Origin of the sequence: Sphingomonas sp. AP4-R1 (genome assembly GCF_013113735.1) — a bacterium.
Lineage (GTDB): Bacteria > Pseudomonadota > Alphaproteobacteria > Sphingomonadales > Sphingomonadaceae > Sphingomonas_I.
Genome location: NZ_CP053346.1, coordinates 278,814 through 296,413 on the forward strand (window position 1 = coordinate 278,814; position 17,600 = coordinate 296,413).

15 protein-coding genes are annotated in these 17,600 nt (G+C 68.1%); 3 read left to right on the forward strand and 12 right to left on the reverse strand.

Features of this window, described 5'->3' with window-relative positions; translation table 11 throughout:
- Nucleotides 1-226 precede the first annotated feature (226 nt).
- The 5 genes from grpE to HL653_RS01260 all read right to left on the reverse strand — a co-directional run bounded on the left by grpE (nt 227) and on the right by HL653_RS01260 (nt 4,476).
- Nucleotides 227-763 (reverse strand): nucleotide exchange factor GrpE, encoded by a 537-nt coding sequence (gene grpE, locus HL653_RS01240; protein ID WP_171742891.1) that lies wholly within the window; start codon nt 761-763, stop codon nt 227-229.
- Complete coding sequence (gene hrcA, locus HL653_RS01245) at nt 760-1,794, reverse strand: heat-inducible transcriptional repressor HrcA (protein WP_171742892.1); 1,035 nt, start codon at nt 1,792-1,794, stop codon at nt 760-762. The genes grpE and hrcA overlap by 4 nt, the downstream gene beginning before the upstream one ends.
- A 167-nt stretch (nt 1,795-1,961) precedes the next feature.
- Complete coding sequence (locus tag HL653_RS01250) at nt 1,962-3,236, reverse strand: MFS transporter (protein WP_171742893.1); 1,275 nt, start codon at nt 3,234-3,236, stop codon at nt 1,962-1,964.
- The gene (locus HL653_RS01255; RefSeq protein ID WP_171742894.1) at nt 3,233-3,607 is read right to left on the reverse strand and encodes a MarR family winged helix-turn-helix transcriptional regulator; all 375 of its coding nucleotides are present in this window, start codon (nt 3,605-3,607) and stop codon (nt 3,233-3,235) included. The genes HL653_RS01250 and HL653_RS01255 overlap by 4 nt, the downstream gene beginning before the upstream one ends.
- Nucleotides 3,608-3,837: 230 nt before the next feature.
- Nucleotides 3,838-4,476 carry an alpha/beta hydrolase gene (locus HL653_RS01260; protein WP_171742895.1) on the reverse strand — a complete coding sequence of 213 codons (639 nt, stop codon included), beginning with the start codon at nt 4,474-4,476 and terminating at the stop codon, nt 3,838-3,840.
- Between the two features lie 115 nt (nt 4,477-4,591).
- Between HL653_RS01260 and HL653_RS01265 the strand changes: the two genes are divergently transcribed.
- From HL653_RS01265 to HL653_RS01275, 3 genes are read left to right on the forward strand one after another with little or no spacing between them, the layout of a single operon-like run.
- Complete coding sequence (locus HL653_RS01265) at nt 4,592-5,692, forward strand: cysteine desulfurase family protein (protein ID WP_171746708.1); 1,101 nt, start codon at nt 4,592-4,594, stop codon at nt 5,690-5,692.
- On the forward strand, nt 5,689-6,801 hold the full coding sequence (locus HL653_RS01270) for a cysteine desulfurase family protein (RefSeq protein ID WP_171742896.1): 1,113 nt from the start codon (nt 5,689-5,691) through the stop codon (nt 6,799-6,801). Before HL653_RS01265 ends, HL653_RS01270 begins: the two co-directional genes overlap by 4 nt.
- Complete coding sequence (locus HL653_RS01275; protein ID WP_171742897.1) at nt 6,798-7,133, forward strand: 2Fe-2S iron-sulfur cluster-binding protein; 336 nt, start codon at nt 6,798-6,800, stop codon at nt 7,131-7,133. Before HL653_RS01270 ends, HL653_RS01275 begins: the two co-directional genes overlap by 4 nt.
- Before the next feature lie 189 nt (nt 7,134-7,322).
- Here the strand turns inward: HL653_RS01275 and HL653_RS01280 are convergent, their stop codons facing one another.
- The 7 genes from HL653_RS01280 to HL653_RS01310 form a co-directional block, all read right to left on the reverse strand.
- Nucleotides 7,323-10,121 carry a [protein-PII] uridylyltransferase gene (locus HL653_RS01280; protein ID WP_171742898.1) on the reverse strand — a complete coding sequence of 933 codons (2,799 nt, stop codon included), beginning with the start codon at nt 10,119-10,121 and terminating at the stop codon, nt 7,323-7,325.
- Nucleotides 10,122-10,210: 89 nt separating this feature from the next.
- The gene (locus HL653_RS01285; protein WP_171742899.1) at nt 10,211-10,912 is read right to left on the reverse strand and encodes an SIMPL domain-containing protein; all 702 of its coding nucleotides are present in this window, start codon (nt 10,910-10,912) and stop codon (nt 10,211-10,213) included.
- A gap of 65 nt (nt 10,913-10,977) precedes the next feature.
- A complete protein-coding gene (locus HL653_RS01290) occupies nt 10,978-12,876 on the reverse strand; it encodes a response regulator (protein WP_171742900.1) in 1,899 nt (632 codons plus the stop codon).
- A 46-nt stretch (nt 12,877-12,922) separates the two neighbouring features.
- Nucleotides 12,923-15,073, reverse strand: coding sequence for an NAD-dependent DNA ligase LigA (gene ligA, locus HL653_RS01295; RefSeq protein ID WP_171742901.1), 2,151 nt, complete (start codon nt 15,071-15,073; stop codon nt 12,923-12,925).
- On the reverse strand, nt 15,060-16,073 hold the full coding sequence (locus HL653_RS01300) for an arginine N-succinyltransferase (protein WP_171742902.1): 1,014 nt from the start codon (nt 16,071-16,073) through the stop codon (nt 15,060-15,062). Before HL653_RS01300 ends, ligA begins: the two co-directional genes overlap by 14 nt.
- Nucleotides 16,073-17,074, reverse strand: coding sequence for a YdiY family protein (locus HL653_RS01305; RefSeq protein WP_171742903.1), 1,002 nt, complete (start codon nt 17,072-17,074; stop codon nt 16,073-16,075). The genes HL653_RS01300 and HL653_RS01305 overlap by 1 nt, the downstream gene beginning before the upstream one ends.
- The gene (locus HL653_RS01310; protein WP_171742904.1) at nt 17,071-17,550 is read right to left on the reverse strand and encodes an RNA pyrophosphohydrolase; all 480 of its coding nucleotides are present in this window, start codon (nt 17,548-17,550) and stop codon (nt 17,071-17,073) included. The genes HL653_RS01305 and HL653_RS01310 overlap by 4 nt, the downstream gene beginning before the upstream one ends.
- Nucleotides 17,551-17,600: the final 50 nt, after the last annotated feature.

The following is a 17,600-nucleotide window of genomic DNA, read 5'->3' on the forward strand; positions in this document are numbered from 1 at the left end:
TGAAGGTTGCGCGGCAATTGCGTGTGATCCCAATGGCGGGGCGGGAACCACCCCAATCACGCAGCGCAGGATTTTATGAGGAAGCGGGATTCGCGCAGAGACGCGGAGACGCGGAGGGCAGGAAAAGCAGCGTAACCGCTGCCTCCTCATTTCTCTCCGCGTCTCCGCGTCTCTGCGCGAATCAAAATATCATTCCGCTTCGCGGACGTAAAACCGCCGAAGGCGCTCAGCCCGCCTTGGCGACGCCCACCATCGCCGGGCGCAGCAGGCGATCCTTGATCATGTAGCCGGCCTGCATCTCCTGCACGATCGTGCCCGGCTCCTGATCGCTCGGCAGTTCGATCATCGCCTGATGCTTGTTCGGATCCAGCTTGTGGCCGACCGCCTCGATCTTGGTGATGCCGTGGCGCTGGAACACATTTTCCAGCTCCTTGGCCGTCATCGCGATGCCCGCGACGATCGTCTTCACGCTTTCGTTTTCGGCGGCGGCGGCCGGAATGGCGGCGATGGCGCGCGCCATATTGTCGGAGACGGAGAGCATGTCGCGCGCGAACGACGTGGCGGCATAAGCGCGCGCGTCGGCGGCGTCCTTCTCCATCCGGCGGCGCACATTCTGCGTCTCGGCCTGCGCGTACAGCACCTTGGAGCGAAGCTCCTCGATCTCGGCTTCCAGCTTCGCGGTCAGATCATGTTCGGCCACTTCGGGTGCCTCGGCAGCGGTCTGCTCGCGCAGGTCTTCGGGAGCGGTCGTTTCGTCGGTCATGCCATCAATCTCGTCAGTGTACGGGCGGTGAAATCCACCATGGGAACGACACGCGCATAGTTCAACCGTGTGGGGCCGATCACCCCCACCACGCCGACCACGCGGCCATCCGTGCCGTGATAGGGCGCGGCGATAACCGAGGAGCCGGACAAAGCGAACAGCTTGTTCTCCGATCCGATGAAGATCTTCATCGCCCGCGCGCCGCGTGCGCTGTCCAGCAGGCGGGCGATCTCCTCCTTGCCCTCGATCTCGTCCAGCAATTGCCGCACCCGCTCCAGATCGGCAGCGGCGACCGGATCGATCAGGTTGGCGGCACCGCGCACGATCATCACCGGGCGACGGCTATTGTCCTCGGACCAGACGGCGAGGCCGCGCGCCACCAGATCCTGCGCCGCCTGATCCAATGCCGATCGGCCGAGCGCGATCTCGTCATCCAGCCGCACCTGCGCCTCGGCCAGCGTCAGCCCGCCCAGCATCGCGGTCATATAATTGGCGGCCTCGCCCAAAGCGTGCGGCGGCACGTCGAGGGGCAGATCCATCACGCGATTTTCGACCGACCCGTCCGCACCCACCAGCACTGCCACCGCGCGGCCGGGCGAGAGCGGCAGGAAGGCGAACTGCCGCAACACCGGCTCATGGCGCGGCACCAGCACGATGCCCGCGCAGGCGGACAGGCCGGACAGCACCTGGCTGGTCGCGGCCAGCGCCTCCTCCAATGGCCCCGTGCGGACCTGCGCCTCGATCGCGGCGCGCTCCTCGTCCGAAAGCGTGGTCGTCTGCATCATGCCATCGACGAACAGGCGCAGTCCCGTCTCGGTCGGCATCCGCCCGGCCGAGGCATGGGGCGCCGCAAGCAGCCCCATCTCCTCCAGATCCTGCATCACGTTGCGGATCGAGGCGGGAGAGAGATTGAGGCCGCCGAAGCGCGAGATGGTGCGCGAGCCGACCGGCCCGCCACTCTCCAGATAGCCCTCGACCACCATCCGAAACACGTCACGCGCGCGCTGGCCGAGTTCGGGAACGGAGGTCATGGGAAGATGGTGGGGGATGCGCGCGATAACGGCAAGAGCGCGCGCCTTCTCTCGCTCTGGTTCGTCATCCCCGCGAAGGCGGAGATCCATTCACTCGAATGGTCGAAGCGGAGTTTCAAACGCGGCGGCAATGGATTCCCGCCTTCGCGGGAATGACGGCAAAAGCATCAGGCCACCGCCAGCGGCTTCCGCTCCACCCGTCCCATCAGCACCACCAGCGAGGCCAGCACGCCGATCGCGCCCGCCACGAGGAAGGCCGGCAGATAGGTCCCCGTCGTCTCGCGGATCAGGCCCGCGCCGAACGCCGCCGTCGCCGCGCCCAGCTGGTGCCCCACCATCACCCAGCCGAACACGATCGGCGCATCGCGCTCGCCGAACGCCACATTGGTGAGCTTCACCGTCGGCGGTACGGTCGCGATCCAGTCGAGCCCATAGAAGACGGCGAACACCGTCAGGCTGCCCGCCCCGAAATCGAGGAACGGCAGGGCCATCAGCGAAAGGCCGCGCAGGCCATAATAGACGAACAGCAAACGGCGCGGATCGTAGCGATCTGTCAGCCAGCCCGAGGCGGCCGTCCCGAACAGATCGAACAGCCCCATCAGCGAGAGCAGCCCCGCCGCCTGCACCGGCGGAATGCCATGATCGCCGCAGAAGGCGATCATATGCGTGCCGACCAGCCCGTTGGTCGTCAGTCCGCAGACGAAAAAGGTGCCCGCCAGCAGCCAGAAGACCGGGCGCTTCGCGGCCATCACGAGCGTCCGGATCGCGAGCAGGGGATCGGTCGCGCGGCGGACCGGTGCCGCCTCGGCATCGGCATGCTCGCCCAGACGGCGCGTGCCGACATCGCCCGGATGCTCGGGCAGGAACAGGATCACGAACGGGATCAGGGCCGCGCAGGCGATGCTCACCGCCATCGCCACCGGCTGCCACGCCCCCTCGCGCGACAGCCACGCGATGAAGGGCAGGAAGACGAGCGCGCCCGTCGCCGTGCTGGCGCTGAGCAGGCCCATCACCAGCCCCTGCCGCGTGGCGAACCAGCGATTGACCACCGCCGCGCCCATCACCGAGGCGACCGCGCCGGATCCTATGCCGGACAGCACGCCCCAGGTGAGCACATAATGCCAGGGCTTGCTCATGCCGAGGCTGAGGAAGGTCGCGACCGACATCAACGCCAGCCCGCAGATCATCGTCCGCCGGATGCCGAACGACTGCATCAGGGCCGCCGCGAACGGGCCGACCAGCCCATACAGCACGATGCCGATCGCGGCCGAGGCGGAGACGGTCGCCCGATCCCAGCCGAACGCCGTCTGTAGCGGCACCATCAGCACGCCCGGCGCCGCGCGCGACCCCGCTGAGACGAGCAGGGCGACGAAGGTGACGCCCACCACCGCGAGGATACGATGCCGTGCCGAAAGCGGCAGGCTGCGGGCAATGGCGCTCATGCGGCGATCTCCTCGGCGACGTGGGTGGCCTCGGCCAGCAGCGCGTGCAGCGTCCGCCATTTCTCTTCGCCCAGCGTCTGGACAAAGCGCGCCTGCGTCGCCTCCCATGCCGCGCGCGTCTCTTCCATGACGGCACGTCCCTGCTCGGTCAGCGCCGCGATCCGCGCGCGCCCCGCTCCGGCCGTCACCGCGATCAGTCCGCGCGCTTCCAGCGGCGCCAGCATCCGGTAGAGCGAGGTGCGCTCCATCACCATCTGCTCGGCGAACTGGCTGAGCGGCGTCGGCCCGTTCCGCGACAGCGCGCGCAACAGCGAGAATTGCCCGATGCTGAGCCCACTCGCCGCGATCGCCTCGTCATAGAAGCGCGTCACGGCACGGGATGCCTTGCGGAGGCTGGTACAGGCGCAGGGATTTGGGTTGCCCATGCAATGATGCATATACATCATACGACATCGAAACAACCGTCATCCTGAACTTGTTTCAGGATCCATGACCTGATCGTTCGACAGGCGGGTCGCCTGCGTCATCGTCCGGGCAATGGATCCTGAAACGAGTTCAGGATGACGAAGAGGAAAAGAGCGAATGCCCGCTCCTTCCCGCCTTACTTCAGGCGCATATCCAGATAATCGTCCACCGAGGTCATGAGCTGCGGCATCTCATGCTCGAAGAAGTGGTTCGCGCCGGGGATCACGTCGTGATGGATCGTGATGTGGCGCTGGGTGCGCAGCTTGTCGACCAGCTTCTGGGTGGCGAGCGGCGTCGCCACCTCGTCCGCCTCGCCCTGGATGATGATGCCCGAGGACGGGCACGGCGCCAGGAAGGTGAAGTCGTAGAGGTTCGCGGGCGGGGCGATCGAGATGAAGCCCTTGATCTCCGGGCGGCGCATCAGCAGCTGCATGCCGATCCACGCGCCGAACGAGAAGCCGGCGATCCAGGTGGTCTGCGCCTCCGGGTGGATCGACTGCACCCAGTCGAGCGCGCTCGCCGCGTCGGACAGTTCGCCGATGCCATTGTCGAACACGCCCTGGCTCTTGCCGACGCCGCGGAAATTGAAGCGCAACGTCGCGAAGCCGCGCTTCACGAACGTCTGGTAGCAGGCCTGCACGATGCGGTTGTTCATCGTGCCGCCCGCCTGCGGATGCGGGTGCAGGATCATCGCGACGGGCGCGCGCGGGCGCGGGCCCGGATTGAAGCGACCTTCGAGGCGCCCTTCCGGGCCGGGGAAAATGACTTCTGGCAAGGGTATTCCTGTGGCGTTTGGCGTGGCGCGCCGCCGCCGCTAGGGCAGGGCCGATCGTGCGCCTATATAGGGTTCGCGCTAAGCCGTGCAATCACAACGCAACCGGAGCCCCCAACTGTCCGCCCCGCGCATCTATCTGGACCATGCCGCCACCACGCCGCTCAGCACCGCCGCGCGCGAGGCAATGGCCGACGCACTCGGCCGCTGGGCCAACCCCTCCTCGCCCCATGCCGAGGGCCGCGCCGCCCGCGCCGCCCTGGAGGGGGCACGCAGCCGGATCAAGGCGGCGCTGGGCTGGACGCATGACCTGATCTTCACGAGCGGCACCACCGAAAGCGCGCAGATCGCCCTCACCCGGCAAAGCCGCGAACGGCCCTGCATCGTCAGCGCGGTGGAGCATGCCTCCGTCCTGCGGCAGCGTGCCGACGCGATCGTGGCGCCGGTGGGCGCGGACGGGCTGGTGGAGCCCCTCGCTTTCGGCGCGCTGATGCACGCGCATCCCCAGGCTCTGGTGGCGATCCAGCATGGCAATTCCGAAACGGGCATCCTCCAGCGGATCGACGAGATCGTGGAGGTGGTGGATGCGGCCGGCGGCGTGCTGTTCGTCGATTGCGCGCAGACGGCGGGAAAGCTGCCGCTTCCCCCGGCGGATCTGATCGCTGTCTCCGCCCACAAACTGGGCGGGCCGCCCGGCATCGGCGCGCTGCTGGTGCGCGACATGGGCATATTGGCGCCTCTGGGTGGAGGACAGGAGCGCGGCTACCGCGCCGGCACCGAGAATCTGCCTGCCATCCTCGGCTTCGCCGCCGCGCTCGATCCCGCGCTGGCGGGCGCGCAGCCGCCCTGGCTGCTGGAGCAGATCGAATGGCGGCTGGCGCTCGAAACGACCATCGCCCGATCCGGCGGCCTGCCCGTCGGCGGCGATCTGCTGGGCGGCACCGCACGCACGCCGACCATCGCCGCCTATCGCCTGCCCGGCATGAGCGCGGAGGCGCAACTGATCCGGCTGGACGCGGCCGGTTTCGCCGTCTCGGCGGGCAGCGCCTGTTCGTCCGGCTCGCTCCATACCAGCCATGTGCTGGGCGCGATGGGCCTGACCGAGGCGGAGGCGCGCGAAGTGATCCGCGTGAGCTTCGGCTGGTCGACCACGCGCGCCGAGGTTGAAGCCTTCGCCGCCGCTTACGCGCAGATGGCAGGCGGGCGCCGCTCGGCATGATCTATCTCGATTATCAAGCCACGACCCCGCTCGCCCCCGAGGCGCGCGAGGCGATGCGCCCGCTGATGGAGGAGGCATTCGGCAACCCCCACTCCCCCCACCGCATGGGCCGCGAGGCGAAAGCGGCGGTGGAGGTGGCGCGCGAACGGATCGCCGCTCCCTTCGGCCCCGGCGGGCGCCTCGCCTTCACCAGCGGCGCGACCGAAGCGCTCAACTGGGCGATCAAGGGTATCGCCACGCCTTTGCGGAACACACGCCCGCGCATCGTGACCACCGCGATTGAGCATGCCGCCGTGCTGGACACGCTCGGATGGCTGGCAACGCAGGGGCATGAGGTGATCGTGCTGCCCGTTTCGCCCGAGGGGATCGTCGATCTGGACGCGGCGGCCGCCGCGATCGACGACCGCACCGCTCTGGTCGCCGCGATGCTCGTCAACAACGAGATCGGCACGGTCCAGCCGATCGCGGAGCTGGGCGCGCTCGCGCGGGCGGCAGGTGCCGTGATGCTGTGCGATGCCGTGCAGGGCTATGGCCGCGTGCCCCTGCCCGCCGACGCCTGCGACCTGATCGCGCTCTCCGCCCACAAGATCCACGGCCCCAAAGGCATCGGCGCGCTCTGGCTGCGCGACGGCATCGTGCCCGAACCTCTGCTTCATGGCGGCGGCCAGGAAGCAGGGCTCCGGTCGGGCACGCTGGCGCCCGCTTTGTGCGCGGGCTTCGGCATGGCCGCGAAGCTGATGGGGGAACGGGCCGGTGAGGATGCCCTTCATCTCGCCCGGCTGTTCGTCCACGCCCGCTCGCTGCTCGACGGCTGGACGATCAATGGCGCGGTAGACCGCCGCTACGCTGGCAATCTCAATATCCGCCGCGACGGCCTCGATGTCGCCCGCCTGATGTCCGACGTGCGCGAGGTGATGTTCTCGGCCGGCTCCGCCTGCGCCAGCGGCTCCGGACGGACCAGCCATGTGCTGCGGGCGATCGGCCTCAGCGACGCGCAGGCAAAATCCTCGATCCGCCTCGGCTTCGGGCGCTATACCGCGGAAGAGGATCTGGAACGCGCAATCCGCTTGATCCTTGCGGCAGCCGAACGGCAGAAGGCTTGGGCATGAGCGTCACCATCACCTTCGTCGCCGTCGACGGTCGCACCGAAATCGTCGAGGCCGCGCCCGGCTCGCGGCTTTTGGAGGTCGCGCAGAATGCCGGCCAGCCGCTGGAGGGGACGTGCGAGGGGCAGATGGCCTGTTCCACCTGCCACGTCATCGTCGATCCGGCCGATTTCGTCCGCCTCCCCCGCGCGAGCGAGGAGGAGGATGATCTGCTCGATCTCGCCGCGCATGTGACGCGCACCAGCCGCCTCGCCTGCCAGATCCTGCTGGACGAGGCGCTGGGCAGCCTGACGGTGCGGATGCCCGCCGGCGCACGGGACATGCAGGGGCGGTAAGAGCCCTCTCAGTAAAGCTCAGCAGTCCCAAAACCCGCCCGTCCTGAGCGAAGTCGAAGGACGTGTTGCTGGACGAATTGCCCGGGGCCCGTGCTTCGACTGGCCGAAGGCCAGCCTGTCCTGAGCGCCTGCCTTGGCAGGCAGTCGAAGGGCTCAGCACAAACGGTTGGGGGCAGGGGTCCGAAGACCCTAAACCTTCACCTTTTCCTTCTCGCGCTCGCGCTTCGGCGCCTCTTCCTCGGGCTCCGGCTCGCCGCCGCCCGCCGCCGCCAGCAACAGCCGCTCCAGCGTCCGCAGCCGCACCGCGCCCTCGATCTTGTCGCCGAGCAGATCGGTCAGATAGAAGGTATCCACCGCGCGCGTGCCATAGGTCGCGACATGGGCGGAGCGGATCGTCACCTTCGCCTGGAACAACGCATAAGCCAGCGCATGCAGCAGTGCCGGCCGATCATGCGCATTCACCTCCACCACCGTGTAGCGGTTGGACGCGCGATTATCGATCAGCACGTTGGGCTCGACCACGAACGCCTCCGCCCGCGTGCGGGGGGAGGGCTTGGTGGCGAGCTTGGCCGCCAGCTGGCTGCGATTGGCCAGCGCATCCTCGATCGCCGTCGCCAGCCGTCGCAGCCGCATCGGATCGTCGAACGGTTTGCCGAACGGATCCTGTACCAGCAGATTGTCGATCGCCATGCCGTCGCGCGTCGTGTGAATGCGCGCATCGATGATGCTGGCGCCCGCCAGATGGATCGCACCCGCAACGCGGTAGAACAGGCCGGGATGATCGGCCGCGTAGATCGTGACCAGCGTCGCGCCGCGCTGGGGATCGGGCTGCGTCGCGATCGAGAGCGGCTTCTCGCCCGCATCCGCCGCCGAAATAAGCCGCGCATTGCGCTCGAGAATGTCGACGCCCTCGGCCACCCAATAGCTGTCCGGGAAGCGCTTGCGATAGGCGTCGAAGCGCTGGCGCGACCAGCCCAGTTCCACGCCCAGCTCCGCCTGCTTCAGCTTGATCCGCTCGTTGCGCCCGGTCTGCTGATGGCCCAGCCGCAGCACCTCTTCGGCCGCGTGGAACAACGTGCCGAGCAGCTGGCGCTTCCAGTCGTTCCACACGCCCGGCCCCACCGCGCGGATATCCACCGTCGTGAGCAGCAGCAACTGGCGCAGCCGCTCGGGGCTCTGCACGCGTTCGGCGAAATCCAGCACCGTCTTGAAATCGGCCAGATCGCGCTTGAAGGCGGTGGCGGACATCAAAAGATGCTGCTCCACCAGCCACGCCACCGTCTCGGTTTCGGCAGGCTTCAGGCCGAAGCGCGGGCAGAGCTTGCGCGCCACCTCCGCGCCCAGCGTCGAATGATCGCCGCCGCGCCCCTTGGCGATATCGTGCAGCAGCACCGCCACATAGAGCGCGCGCCGGCACACCACCTGCGACAGGATCTTGGCGGCGCCCGGATGCGCTTCCTCCAGCAGCCCGCGCTCGATGCGGGAGAGCAGGCCGATCGCGCGCAACGTATGCTCGTCCACCGTGTAATGGTGGTACATGTCGAACTGCATCTGCGCCACGACGCGCCCGAAATCGGGCACGAAGCGGCCGAACACGCCCGCCTCGTTCATCGTCCGCAGCACGCGCTCCGGATCGCGGCGCGAGGCCAGCACCTGCAGGAAATGGCGGTTGGCGACCGGATCGGCGCGCACCTGATTGTCGATCAATTTCGCATCGCGCCCGGCCATGCGCAACGTGAGCGGATGCACCTCCAGCTGATGCTTGTCCGCCAGCGCGAACAGCTCCAGCAGGCGTACCGGATTTTCGGCGAAGAAGGTGTCGCTCGGCGCCGCCAGCCGCCCGCGATCCAGCACGAAGCCTTCCAGCTTGCGGGGCTTGCGGCCGATCAGCGTGATGCCGAAGCGGCGCCCCTTGGCGGCGAACGTCTCGTCCAGATGCGCGAGGAACATCGCGGTGAGATCGCCCACTTCCTTCGCGATCAGGAAATAATGCTGCATGAAGCGCTCGACCGCGGACTTTCCGGGCCGGTCGGCATAGCGCATCCGCCGCGCGATCTCGGCCTGCACGTCGAAGGTCAGCCGGTCCTCGGGCCGGCGCGAGAGGATGTGGAGGTGGCAGCGCACCGCCCACAGGAAATTCTCGGCCTTGCGGAAGCGGCGCAGCTCCTGATCGGTCAGCAGCCCGCGCTCGACCAGATCGCCCACGTCGCGCACCTGATAGGCATATTTGCCGATCCAGAAGAGCGCGTGCAGATCGCGCAGGCCGCCCTTGCCTTCCTTCAGATTGGGCTCGACCACATAGCGGCTGTCGCCCATCCGCTCGTGCCGCGCATTCCGCTCGGCCAGCTTCTCGGCGACGAAGGCGCGCGCGGTGGACGCCATCACGTCCTTCTCGAAGCGGCGGCCCGCCTCGTCATACAGCGCCTGATCGCCCCAGATGTAGCGCGCCTCCAGCAAAGCGGTGCGGATCGTGAGATCGCCGTTCGCCATCCGCACCATCTCGTCGATCGAGCGGCTCGAATGGCCCACCTTCAGGCCCAGATCCCACAGCGTGTAGAGCATGGATTCGATCACCTGCTCCGCCCACGCCGCCTGCTTCCAGGGGGTGAGGAAGGCGATGTCGATATCCGAATGGAGCGCCATCTCGCCGCGCCCGTATCCGCCCACCGCCGCCAGCGCGAGCCGCTCTCCCGCCGACGGGTGATGGTTCGGGAACAGCCGCTGCGTGGTGAAATCATAGGCGAGGCGCAGGATCTGATCGGTCAGGAACGCATAGGAGGCCGCGATCTCGTTGCCCGAGCTGGGGCTTTCGGCCAGCCGACGTGCGATCTCATCCCGGCCCGCCGCCAGCGCCTCGCGCAGCACGGGCGTCGCCGACAGGCGCAGCGTCGTGGCATCCGCCGTCGGCAATGCCTCCAGCGCATCGGCGATGGCGCGCCGATCGATGATGGCGCGGCGCGCGGGAAGATGATCGAAACGCGTCGTCATGGGAGCGCCCAGATAGGACCGATGCGGCGGAACGTCATCCTACCGCCGCACCTGTTTACGGATGATTGCGGTCCGGCCTTAGGCCCGCCTCACTGCAGCTCGAACGTGACCTGCAGCGTGATGCCCAGCGTTTCCTCGCCTGGCTCAACCGGGGTGGAATCCGCCTTGGCGCGCAGGCTCATCGCCATCATCGGGCGGATGGGAGACTGGACGTTCGTGGATTCGGTGATCGCCACGATCCGCTTCACGCTCAGGCCCGCCGCGCGCGCATAGAGGTCGGCGCGGGCCTTCGCCGTCGCCAGCGCCTGGGTGCGCGCCTCGTCCAAAGCGGCCTCGGGCTTGTCGACCGCGAAATTGGGCCCGTCGATCTGGTTCGCGCCCGCCGCGACCAGCGCATCGAGAATGCCGCCCGCCTTGGCGATCTCGCGGAAGCGCACCGTCACCTGATTGCTCGCCTGATAGCCGGTCAGCTGCGGCGGCTGATTGTCGACATAGCGATATTGCGGAGACAGGCGCAGCGAAGCGGTGCGGATATCGCGATCGGCGATGCCCGCCTTGCGCAGCGCCGCGATCGTCGCGGTCATGCGGCGCGCATTGTCGGCCATCGCCTGCGACGCCGTCGCCGCCTGCGTGACGACGCCCGCGCCGATCGTGGCCACGTCGGGCGCCCGCATCACCTCGCCCGTGGCCGTAATGTCGAGGCGGGTGCCCGTCAGGCGCGGGCCGTCCTCCGCGTGCAGCGCGGCGACGGGCGTCATCGCGGCGAGCGCGATCGTGGCGTAACGAAACATCCTTCCTCCTTGGCTGGCCGATCGTCCGGCCCCGATCTCCGGGCCCCTTCGGGCCGATGCCGTTTTTATGCGTTGCCGCCGCTGGCTGCCGCCTGAACGGCGTCCGGACCGGCCTTATCGAGCACATCGCGCAGCTTTTGTGCGAGCTGGGCCACGGTGAAGGGCTTCAGCAGCACATCCACGCCCGGCTCCAGCAGCCCCTCCCGCGCGATCGCCTCGTGGGCGTAGCCGGTCGTGTAGAGGATGCGGATGTTCGGCTGCTTCTCGCGGGCGGCCGCCGCCAGCTCGGTGCCGCCCATGCCGGGCATCACCACATCGGTGAAGAGGATCGCATAATCGGGCGACTGCTCGATCAGCGCCAGCGCGGCCACGCCGTCCGGGGCCGCCGTCACGACATAGCCCAGATCGGCCACCGCATCGCGCGAGAATTGGCGGACGCGATCATCATCCTCCACCAGCAGGATACGCTCCCCGCCGCGCACCGGCGCCGGGCCCGCCACCGGCGCCGGCTCGCGCACGATCGCGGGCGCCGCCTCGTGCCGCGGAAGGAACAGCCGGATCGTCGTCCCGTGCCCCACCACGCTCTCGATGCCGATGTGGCCGCCCGATTGCTTGACGAAGCCGAACACCTGGCTGAGCCCCAGCCCGGTGCCCCGGCCGACTCCTTTGGTGGTGAAGAAGGGATCGAAGGCGCGCGCCAGCACGTCCGGCGGCATGCCCGATCCGAAATCGCGCACCATGATCATCACATAATCGCCCGGCGCGGCATCGGGATGCGAGCGGATATAACCCTCGTCCAGCGTCGCATTGCCGGTGCGGATCGTCATGCGCCCGCGCCCGCCCAGCGCGTCGCGCGCATTGACCGCCAGATTGACGATCGCATTTTCCAACTGGAGCGGATCGACGAAGGTGGGCCAGATATCGCCGGCCAACTCCGTTTCCACCTCGATCCCCTCGCCCAGCGTGCGGCCGAGCAGGTTGGACATGTCACCCACCAGCCGGTTGGGATCCACCGCCGCCGGCGCGAGCGACTGGCGCCGCGAATAAGCGAGCAGACGGCTGACGAGCGAGGCGGCGCGCCCCGCGCCCTCCATCGCGCTCGCCAGGCTGCGCTGGAGCCGGTCCGGATCGTCGATCCGGCGCCGCGCCATATCCAGGCTGCCGATCACCACCGCGAGCATATTGTTGAAATCGTGCGCGATACCGCCGGTCAGCTGGCCGATCGATTCCATCTTCTGGATGTGGCGGAGCTGTTCCTCCACCTGTTCGCGCGCGCGCATCTCGCTCTCCGCCGCTTCGGCCGCAGCCCGCGCCTCGCGGTGCGCGGCCTCGATCGACAGGGAGCGGGCCTGCGCCTCCGAGATCGTCAGATAGGCGATCACGACGACCAGCAGCACGGTCGCCACCAGCCCGATCGACAGCAAGGCGGTGCGCTGCTGCGCCTGTTTCTGCCGCGCGGCCAGCAGCGCCGATTCCGTCGCGAACATGCGGCCCAGATGCTGGCGGATCGCCAGGATCAGGGGAAGGCTGCCCGGCTGCGCCGCGCTCAGGTTCATCGCGTAGAGCGGCTTGTGGTCGCGCTCGGCGGACATATGCTCGCCATAGATCAGGCGCTGGCGGATCAGCGGGGCGACCGCGTCGATCTCGCGCAGCTGCGGCTCGTTGTCGCGCAGCAGCTCGCGCAGCTCGGCCACGCGCAGCAGGATATCGTGGCGGCTGTCGCGCATATCGTCGCGCATCGCGGGCTCACGCGAGATCATGTAGCCGCGCAACGCTCCGTCATGCGTGGCCAGCCGCTCGCCCAGCTCCACGATGCGCGTCTGCACCTGCACCGAATGGTCCGCCCAGCGATTGCTGGACGAAACACCGCTGGCGATCAGCAAGGCGATCAGCCCGGCGACGATGACGATGCCAAGGCCCGCCAGCGACATCAGGGGGATCTTGCGCGGCGTCGCTTCGACCATGCTCCCGTTGTGGCTGGAGCGCGTGACGGGCGCAAGCGCGTCTCCGCTATATCCCGGCGGACCTTACGATTTCCGCCCAGCCCGCCTCGTCGATCACCCGCACGCCCAGATCGGCGGCTTTCTTCGCCTTCGATCCCGCATCGGTGCCCGCCACGACCAGATCGGTCTTGGCCGAGACCGATCCCGCCGCCTTGGCGCCGAGCCGCTCGGCCTGCGCCTTGGCCTCGTCGCGGCTCATCGTCTCCAGCTTGCCGGTGAACACCACGGTCTTGCCGGAGACGCTCGACGCCTGCGTCTCGACGATGAAGTCGGGCGGGGACACCTCGGCCAGCAGATCGGCCCACACCTGCACGTTATGCGGCTCGTGGAAGAAGTCCGCGAGCGCGTGGCCGACGGCCGCGCCGACATTCTCGACCCCGATCAGCTCCGCGATCGCCTTGTCCATCCGCGTGCGGAAGCGGCCATCCTCCTCGCCCAACGCGCGCAGGAAATTGTCCCGGAGAGCGATCAACTCGTCCGCCAGCGCCCGGATCGCGGGCAGGGTCGTGTATCGCTTCAGCAGATCGCGCGCGGTGACGATGCCGACATGACGGATGCCGAGCCCGAACAGCAGGCGTGCCGCATCGGGCGCGCGCTTGGCCTCGATCGCCGCCAGGAGATTGTCAACCGACTTCTCCTTCCAGCCCTCCCGCCCCAGCAATTCCTCGCGATGCGCGGCGAGACGGAACATGTCGGCGGGCTCGCGGATCCAGCCGAGCGCGAGAAATTCCTCGATCGTCTTCTCGCCCAGCCCTTCGATATCCAGCGCCCCCCGGCTGACGAAATGGCGGAGCCGCTCGAAGCGCTGCGCCCCGCAGATCAGCCCGCCCGTGCAGCGGATATCGACCTCGCCTTCCTCGCGCACCGCCTCCGATCCGCAGACCGGGCAATGATCGGGATAGACGAACGGCGCGCGATCCTCGTCACGCGTGAGATTGTCGACCACCTGCGGGATCACATCGCCCGCGCGCTGCAGCACGATCCGGTCGCCCGGCCGCACGCCCAGCCGCGCGATCTCGTCCGCATTGTGCAGCGTCACGTTCGAGACGACGACGCCGCCCACCGTGACCGGCACCAGCCGGCCGACGGGGGTGAGCTTGCCCGTGCGCCCCACCTGGATGTCGATCGCCTCCAGCGTCGTCTGCGCGCGTTCGGCCGGGAACTTGTGCGCGATCGCGAAGCGCGGCGCCTTGGCGACGAAGCCCAAACGCTGCTGCCAGTCGAGCCGATCGACCTTGTAGACCACGCCGTCGATATCGAACGGCAGATCGGCGCGCTTCGCCTCAATCATCCGATAATGGCCGACCAACGCTTCCAGCGTGTCGACGCAGGTGAGCAGCTCCGAAACCGGCAGCCCCCAGCGCTCGATCGCGCGCATCACGCCCGTCTGCGTCTCGGCCGGCAGCGCGCTCACCTCGCCCCAGCCGTGGGCCAGAAAGCGCAGCGGACGGCTGGCGGTGACGGCGGGATCCTTCTGGCGCAGCGATCCGGCGGCGGCGTTGCGCGGATTGGCGAAGCGGCGCGCTTTCTCAGGGTCCTCGGCCTCCGCCAGCAGGCGCGCATTGAGCGCGGCGAAATCCTCCTTCGCCATATAGACCTCGCCGCGCACCTCGAACATGTCGGGCACGTCGTCGCCGCTCAGTGTCTGCGCGATGTCCGCGATCGTGCGGACATTGGCGGTCACGTCCTCGCCGGTCGTGCCGTCGCCGCGCGTGGCGGCCTGCACCAGATGGCCCTTCTCGTAGCGCAGCGAGCAGGAGAGGCCATCGATCTTCGGCTCGGCGGTCAGCGCCAGTACGGCATCCTCGGGCAGCGCCAGATAGCGGCGCACGCGCGCGATGAATTCGGCGATGTCCTCGTCCGAAAAGCCGTTGTCGAGGCTCATCATGCGGACGGCGTGGCGCACCTTGCCCAGCGCCGAGGTCGGCTCCGCGCCCACCTGCGCGTTGGGCGAATCCGCGCGCACCAGATCGGGGAACGCCCCCTCCAGCGCCAGATTCTCGCGGATCAGCGCATCATAGTCGCCGTCCGAAATCTCGGGCGCGTCCTGATCGTGATAGAGGCGATTGTGATGCGCGATCTCGGCCGCCAGTTGCTCCAGCCGCGCTGCCGCCTTTTCGCGATCCGTCGACTCCAGGGGCAGCTCAACGGGCGACATGCAGCACCTCATGCCCCGGCCGCAGCGCCAGCGCCTCGGCCGCCTGCCCGTCAATCTCCAGCCCCGCCACCGTCTCCGCCAGCAAGGCGAAGCTCGCGCGGAAATCGCGCAGCCGCCCGGCGGCGAGGATCGAGCGCACGCCCCCGCCCTCGCCAATCGAAGCCACGCACGTTTCGCGCGCCTCGCGGATCGTCTTCAGCCGATCGACCATCACGGTCATCGTCGGCCCGCCTTCGAAAATGTCGACATAACCCTCGTCAATAAAGCCCTCATGCTCCAGCATCCGCATCGCCGCGCGGCCGGTGCCGTGCGGCACGCCGATCACCGCGCGCGCCGTTTCCGGCAGCATCGCCAGATAGATGGGATGGCGCGGCATCAGATCCGCCAGATGCTGGTTGCCGTTCACGGCGTTATAATCGTCCGCCTCGCGGAAGCTCATCTGGAAGAAGCGCCCGCCGACGCCGTCCCAGAACGGCGATCCGCCGCCTTCGTCGATCACGCCGCGCAGCTCCGCGATGAGCTTGTCGGCAAAGCGCGCGCGATGATGCTTGATGAACAGATAGCGGCTGCGCGCCAGCAGCAGGCCGAGCCCGCCGGCCCGGTAGCGCGGATGGAGGAACAGGCCGCCCACCTCGCTGCAGCCTTCCAGATCGTTCGTCATCACCAGCATCTCGGCGCGGAAGCTGCGGCCGAAGGCGGCGCTGTGCTGCGTCAGCGTGGTGCGGCGATAGGAATGGAACGAGCCCTTCTGGCCGGTGCGCGTGATGATCTGCGCGGTGCCGGCGATCCGCTTCGTCTCCAGATCCTCCAGCATCAGCAGATAGACGTCGTCGCCCAGCGCATCCTCGTCGCGCGCATAGGCCGCCTCGGACGCCGCCAGCCGCTCGGCCAGCGCATCGCGATCGGCGGGCAGGTTGGTGAAGCCCCCGCCCGTCAGCTTCGCCATCTCGTACAGGGATTCCAGATCGGCCGATCGCGCCGCGCGGACGACCGCGCGCATCAGAAACCGTAGACCAATGTCGCGCGCGTCACCGTATCCAGCTGGCGGCTGGTGGTGGGCGTCTCGCGCTCGAACTGGAGATTGTAGGAGAGTTTGGCCTTCAGCGCGCCGAGCAGCTTGGTCTCCAGCGCTGTGGTGTTCGATGCGGTCGCATCGTCGCCCTCGAAGAAGAAGGCCGCATCCTGCCGGAAGGTGAGCGTCGGCGAAATCTGCCACATCGCGGAGATCGAGGCACGACCGGCCAGCCGCGTCGTGTTCGCCTCGTCGATATAGACGGTACGGCGGATCGCCGGGCCGCCTTCCAGCGTGATGTTCAGGTTCGATCGGCTGGCGACGAGAAAGCCGACACCCGTACCGAAGGTGCCGCGCGCCTGGATGCCCAGAAAGCGGTCATGCTCATATTGGGCAAGGCCATATGCGTAGCGCGAATCGTTGAACTTGTAATTGGGCTGCCACGCGGCCAGCCAGCGCTCGGTCGTCCGCTCGTGATCCGTATCCTGGAAATCGAGGCGCGCGTTGAACTTCTGGCGCCAGCGTATGCCGTCGCGCTGCAGCTTGGCCGAGGCATAGATGCTGGTCGTGCGCGTGGTGCCGGTGGAGCGCGATCCGCCCGCTTCCAGCTCGCCCTTCCAGATCTGGAGGAAGCTCGCCGCCATGATGCGTGCCTGCTCCTTCTCCTGTGCTTCCTTGCGGACGCCGGCGAGCCTTTCGGCCTGCACCTGCGCCACGCCGTTGATCTCGGCGATATAGGTCGGGAAATTGTCCTTGGCCAAGCCGACCACGTCGCTGATCGTCTTGTCGTTGCCGGTCTTGTACGCCGCCTCGATCATCGTGCGCACGGGCGCGGGCAGGCCCGGCGGCGGCGGGGCGAGCACCAGCATCGGCTGCTCCACCACGGGAGCCTCCGGCGCATAGGGCAGGCGCGGCGCGGGCAGCGTTTCGAACGACAGCTCCGGCCCCAGCGCGCCGGCCAGCGCCATCATCAGGGCAGCACCGCTCATGCCGGCTTCGCCAGATGATCCGCGAACGCGGCCAGCACGTCACGATACAATTGCTGCTTGAACGGCACGATCAGCACTGGCAGCTCCGCCGGCTCCGCCCATTTCCAGGCGTTGAATTCGGGATGCTTGGTGTCGAGGTCGATCTCGTCGTCGCGTCCCAGGAAGCGCAGCAGGAACCAGTGCTGCTTCTGCCCGCGATATTTGCCGCCCCACACCTTCTTCTGCAGATCGGCGGGCAGATCGTAGAGCAGGGGCTCGGCCGCTTCCGCGATCACCGCCACCTTGTCGGCGGGGATGCCCGTCTCCTCCTCCAGTTCGCGCAGCGCGCCCGCCTGCGCGTCCTCGCCGGGATCGAGCCCGCCCTGCGGCATCTGCCAGGCCTCGGCGGTGGTATCGATCCGCCGCGCCACGAAGACCTTTCCCGCCTCGTTCAGGAGCATGATGCCCGCGGCCGGGCGATAGGGAAGATCTCTCATGAAAATGCGCTCTCGCTGACTGGCGTTCTCGTTCGCAGCCGACTTCCCCC

Coding starts and splice junctions, on each gene's coding strand:
- grpE (WP_171742891.1), bottom strand. CDS start 763: ATGACCGACGAAACGACCGCTCCCGAAGACCTGCGCGAGCAGACCGCT.
- hrcA (WP_171742892.1), bottom strand. CDS start 1,794: ATGACCTCCGTTCCCGAACTCGGCCAGCGCGCGCGTGACGTGTTTCGG.
- HL653_RS01250 (WP_171742893.1), bottom strand. CDS start 3,236: ATGAGCGCCATTGCCCGCAGCCTGCCGCTTTCGGCACGGCATCGTATC.
- HL653_RS01270 (WP_171742896.1), top strand. CDS start 5,689: ATGATCTATCTCGATTATCAAGCCACGACCCCGCTCGCCCCCGAGGCG.
- HL653_RS01275 (WP_171742897.1), top strand. CDS start 6,798: ATGAGCGTCACCATCACCTTCGTCGCCGTCGACGGTCGCACCGAAATC.
- HL653_RS01280 (WP_171742898.1), bottom strand. CDS start 10,121: ATGACGACGCGTTTCGATCATCTTCCCGCGCGCCGCGCCATCATCGAT.
- HL653_RS01285 (WP_171742899.1), bottom strand. CDS start 10,912: ATGTTTCGTTACGCCACGATCGCGCTCGCCGCGATGACGCCCGTCGCC.
- HL653_RS01290 (WP_171742900.1), bottom strand. CDS start 12,876: ATGGTCGAAGCGACGCCGCGCAAGATCCCCCTGATGTCGCTGGCGGGC.
- ligA (WP_171742901.1), bottom strand. CDS start 15,073: ATGTCGCCCGTTGAGCTGCCCCTGGAGTCGACGGATCGCGAAAAGGCG.
- HL653_RS01300 (WP_171742902.1), bottom strand. CDS start 16,073: ATGCGCGCGGTCGTCCGCGCGGCGCGATCGGCCGATCTGGAATCCCTG.
- HL653_RS01305 (WP_171742903.1), bottom strand. CDS start 17,074: ATGAGCGGTGCTGCCCTGATGATGGCGCTGGCCGGCGCGCTGGGGCCG.
- HL653_RS01310 (WP_171742904.1), bottom strand. CDS start 17,550: ATGAGAGATCTTCCCTATCGCCCGGCCGCGGGCATCATGCTCCTGAAC.